The sequence below is a fragment of the Psychrobacter sp. Ps3 genome (assembly GCF_022129275.1).
GTDB lineage: Bacteria > Pseudomonadota > Gammaproteobacteria > Pseudomonadales > Moraxellaceae > Psychrobacter > Psychrobacter submarinus.
The window spans coordinates 1-4,486 of the sequence record NZ_JADQAL010000038.1; the positions used below are offsets into that span (position 1 = coordinate 1).

Below are 4,486 nucleotides of genomic sequence, written 5' to 3' on the forward strand. Positions count from 1 at the left end.
TGTTTGTGGTATAGCAAGGCGATAGCATGTCACGGCTCATCTGCCATGACTGCTTATCTTTAATGCCTTCGCTTGCGATAAACACAGCAGACTGCTGATTACTGTTTTGACCATACCTTTTATTGAGCTGATCCATAACGGCAATAACCTCTGCGCTCTTTGAGGCACTTTGTTGGTTGGTTTGATTGTCGCTACTATCGTCTGCAAACAAGTCAGGCTGTACCTCATCGTGCGAGCAGATATCAAAGAGCATAACGCCAGCTTTGGCGTAGCGAACATCTTTTTTAAAAATCTGAGTCAGTATCTGCCGAGCAGCGGCTACCATCACTCTAGTATCAGCGGTTGGGGTGATAAACTGACATTGTCCGGATATGGAGGTATAACTCTCTGTCTGACTAAACGGGCTATTCTTAGCAAAGACGCTTAAGTAATGACAGACGCTGTCTTGTTTACGTAGTTTGCTTGCCGCTTTTGCCGCATGACTACAGACTGCTTGACTCAGCTCATCAGGGCAGCTAATGCGAGTGGAGAAAGAGCGAGAAGAGATAATCTGCTTCTTAGCCTCTACCGCCTCGATACCAAGACAGCTATGACCATTAAGCTCTAAGCAGGTGCGCTCGAGTACCACCCCGAAGTGCTGTCTTATTTTCGCAGGCTCACAGACGGCGAGCTGATAGACCGTATGAATACCCATCTTATTGAGTCTGACCTTGTAACGACGACCCACGCCCCATACCTCACCAACATCGGTGATCTGCATGATACGTCTGATCCATCGAAGATTATCTAGCACGCAGACGCCTTTAGTAGCGGGGTGCTTTTTAGCAGCATAATTGGCAAGCTTTGCCATGGTCTTAGTACTGCCCATACCCACACATACTGGAATGCCGGTGTACTGCTCAACGATGCTTTTGAGCTTACGCCCATAGCTATCAAGATCAGTCATTGCGGTAGGGTAATCGGCTAAGTATAAAAAGGCTTCATCTATAGAATAGACTTCAACGGTAGGACACAGTTTCTCGAGGGTGCTCATGACTCTGTGAGACATATCAGCATATAAAGTGTAGTTTGAACTAAAGACAGTGACGTTGTTCTTCTCGCAGAAGTCTTTAACCTGAAAGTACGGCACACCCATCTTGATACCGAGCTGTTTTGCCTCACTGGAGCGAGCGACCACGCAGCCATCATTGTTAGACAGTACGACCACTGCCTTACCTCTTAGATCAGGACGAAAGAGCTTCTCACAGTTGGCATAAAAGCTGTAGTGGTCAACTAATTTAGGACACCTGATAAGAGGTTTTTGTTAAAGTAGCGTTTCTCTTTTTCTAGCGGTGTTAAATAGTCATTAAAACGGTGTGGTCTCACTGACTGATAATAGCCCCAAATATAATCAATAATGGCAGTCCGAGCTTCAGCAATATTCTCATAACCGCCCTTTGGCATCCATTCTGTTTTAAAGCTCCTGAAGAACCTTTCAGTTGGCGCGTTGTCCCAACAGTTACCTTTTCGGCTCATGCTCTGCTTCATGCCATTACAACTTGCCACGGATTCAGCAAACTTCTTGCTAGTGTAATGGGTGCCTTGATCAGAGTGAAACAACACCCCACTTGGCTTTAAGCGCGACTGATACGCCATCTGCAGCGCTTTGGTTGTCAGCATACTGTCAGGCGAATCTGATACAGCAAAGCCAACAATACGACGAGCATATAAATCTAAAACGATAGCTAGGTAGCACCAGCCGCCTTTAATGCGAACATAAGTGACATCACCTGTCCAGACATGATTGGGCGATGTGGGGCTAAAGTTACGGTTCAGTATGTTGTCATGAGCTTTGTGTTCTTCATCACAGTGCTTGTATTTATGCGTCTTTAACTGACAGCTTTTAAGCCCCATGCTGCTCATAAGTTTACCTACCATATAACGGGTCAGCTTGATGCCGTGTTCATTCATTAGTATAGCGGCAATGCTGCGAGCGCCTGCTGAGCGCTTTGAGTCGTTAAATATTTGGCGGACTAATGCTTTAGTTTTGACGGCTTCAAGGCTGATGGGCTTGGGCTTTAGTCCATAGTAGTAACTGCTCCTCAATACCCCAAACAACTTGCATAAAAGGCTTTTACTGGCCTGTTTGTCTTGCTCTGCAAGCTTGCTTATCAGCGATAGCCGTTCAGGCTGTCCAAGGCCAGCAGAGCAGAAGCCTTTTTTAATATGTCGCGCTCCATAGTCAGCCGCTTAACCTGCTTACGCAATTCTTGAAGCTCGCGCTGTTCATCCGTTAAAGCGTTGCCGACTTTAGGCGCTTGGCCACTCATTTCTTGACGGTACTGACTCAGCCATTTCTGCAGGGTAGATTTGCCAATACCCAGTGAGCTTGCCACATCAGGTATGGTGCGGTTGTGATCAGTGACTAAGCTAATCGCTTCTAATTTAAATTCTCGGGTATATTGGTTGCGTTTGTTGGTCATACTATTTTCCTTCTTTGGGTTAGTATAGCCTCTTAGCAGTTGTCCAATTTAATTATGCCACTACAAGCTATTGCAATCAACAAGCGCATACATGGCTGTCTCAGTAGGTGGATGGCATAAAAAAAAGCATAACCAATCACGAGTATTTACGTGATCAGAGATGCCTTTGATTGTAGAGATAGTGTGCTTGAAAATTCAAGAGCGAATAAAGGGTAGACGACGATGGTTGTCGTGAGGGTTTAAATTTAATGTGATCAGTATTTTGAATGTTTAGTTGATTGAAACAAATTATAAGTAAGAACTTCTTGGCCATATTAATTAAAGTTCAGTTGCGAATACACTAAACCTCATAATCTCTTACTATGACAGATAGCTTACAAACTCAGCTCAAAGGTAAGTATTATTTTCTAAGTCACCTGTGCGGTGGATCTATTCTATTAGGTTGCGTTTGATGTCATAACTTCTGAAAATCTTATTTAAAAGATTTTCCTTGCAAACCTAAAATTGGCATGCAATTTTTTGACGGTTCTCATAAGTCACCTATGCGGTGAGTCTATTTTATAAGGTTCCGTTTAAGGTCATGACTTCTGAAAATCCTATCTAAAGGATTTCCCTTGCGCAGCTAAAATTGGCGTGCAATTTTTTAACGCTGCTCATAAGTCACCTATGCGGTGAGGAAGAGCACTAATAGACATGGGAGAAGGTGAAGAATTTTCTAAGTCACCTATGCGGTGAGGAAGTGCTACGCAAACTCAATGCCGGTGACTACAAATTTCTAAGTCACCTATGCGGTGAGGAAGGAGTACGACGAGGCGCTAATTGAGCAAGCAAATTTCTAAGTCACCTATGCGGTGAGGAAGATTGGCGCGTCACACCAAACGGCGAGGTCGGCTTTCTAAGTCACCTATGCGGTGAGGAAGTGAAATATACATTTGGTAGTGTCAGAGCTGAATTTCTAAGTCACCTATGCGGTGAGGAAGCAGGGGGTGTGTGCCTTAGAATACCCTTAACGTTTCTAAGTCACCTATGCGGTGAGGAAGAAGGTCGGCGAGCAGACCGCTGAGGGTATGGCTTTCTAAGTCACCTATGCGGTGAGGAAGATTGGCTGGATTTTAGCAGATGAAATCCTATATTTCTAAGTCACCTATGCGGTGAGGAAGGGTAGGGTATGAGTGAGATTGAGATTCAAAAATTTCTAAGTCACCTATGCGGTGAGGAAGATGGTATCTTAATGGGCAATCTAAGACGTAAGTTTCTAAGTCACCTATGCGGTGAGGAAGAAACTGATGGGCGCGTACAACTAAGCAAGCTATTTCTAAGTCACCTATGCGGTGAGGAAGTTGCGTCATACCACGGCTCATTAACCACATCATTTCTAAGTCACCTATGCGGTGAGGAAGGGATATGCCTAGTCGCTCGCTGGTCTATGATTTTTCTAAGTCACCTATGCGGTGAGGAAGCCGCGGCGTGTGTGGTGTCTCGATAAACTTTATTTCTAAGTCACCTATGCGGTGAGGAAGCTCATGCTTGTAGTTGCCTTGTGCTGCTGCTATTTCTAAGTCACCTATGCGGTGAGGAAGTCTTTAAATCATTAAGGCTAGTAGACGTTATATTTCTAAGTCACCTATGCGGTGAGGAAGCCTATCGTGGGGTCAGGCAAACGGTACTTGTTTTTCTAAGCCACCTATGCGGTGGTGAAGCTTTCGGCTAATTGTAGATACTATCAATCATATTTCTAAGCCACCTATGCGGTGGTGAAGGGCTTTTTTTATGTCTAAAATTCAACAACCGATTTCTAAGCCACCTATGCGGTGGTGAAGACATCAGCTCGTCAGCACTATCGCGCTTGAGTTTTCTAAGCCACCTATGCGGTGGTGAAGAGCTTGAGTCTGAGCGCACAGACGATGTGATATTTCTAAGCCACCTATGCGGTGGTGAAGTCTGTTGTCTTTTTGGTTGTTTTCTTAGTAGTTTTCTAAGCCACCTATGCGGTGGTGAAGAGCTTGAGTCTGAGCGCACAGACG

At 44.8% G+C, this 4,486-nt stretch carries 3 protein-coding genes and 1 CRISPR repeat array; all 3 genes read right to left on the reverse strand.

What is annotated here, in order from left to right; all coding sequences use genetic code 11:
- The coding region (locus tag I3248_RS10290) for a Y-family DNA polymerase (RefSeq protein ID WP_238063624.1) at positions 1-1,291 on the reverse strand (1,291 nt) is incomplete at its 3' end.
- Positions 1,273-2,205, reverse strand: coding sequence for an IS3 family transposase (locus tag I3248_RS10295; RefSeq protein ID WP_201608432.1), 933 nt, complete (start codon positions 2,203-2,205; stop codon positions 1,273-1,275). The genes I3248_RS10295 and I3248_RS10290, both read right to left, overlap by 19 nt.
- A complete protein-coding gene (locus tag I3248_RS10300; RefSeq protein ID WP_201608430.1) occupies positions 2,151-2,462 on the reverse strand; it encodes a transposase in 312 nt (103 codons plus the stop codon). The genes I3248_RS10295 and I3248_RS10300 overlap by 55 nt, the downstream gene beginning before the upstream one ends.
- A 652-nt stretch (positions 2,463-3,114) precedes the next feature.
- Positions 3,115-4,462: a CRISPR direct-repeat array (repeat unit 28 nt; unit sequence TTTCTAAGTCACCTATGCGGTGAGGAAG).
- The last annotated feature ends 24 nt before the right edge of the window (positions 4,463-4,486 follow it).

What these genes read in the sequence shown, in the direction of transcription:
- I3248_RS10300 (WP_201608430.1), bottom strand. Translation starts at nt 2,462, where the DNA reads ATGACCAACAAACGCAACCAATATACCCGAGAATTTAAATTAGAAGCG.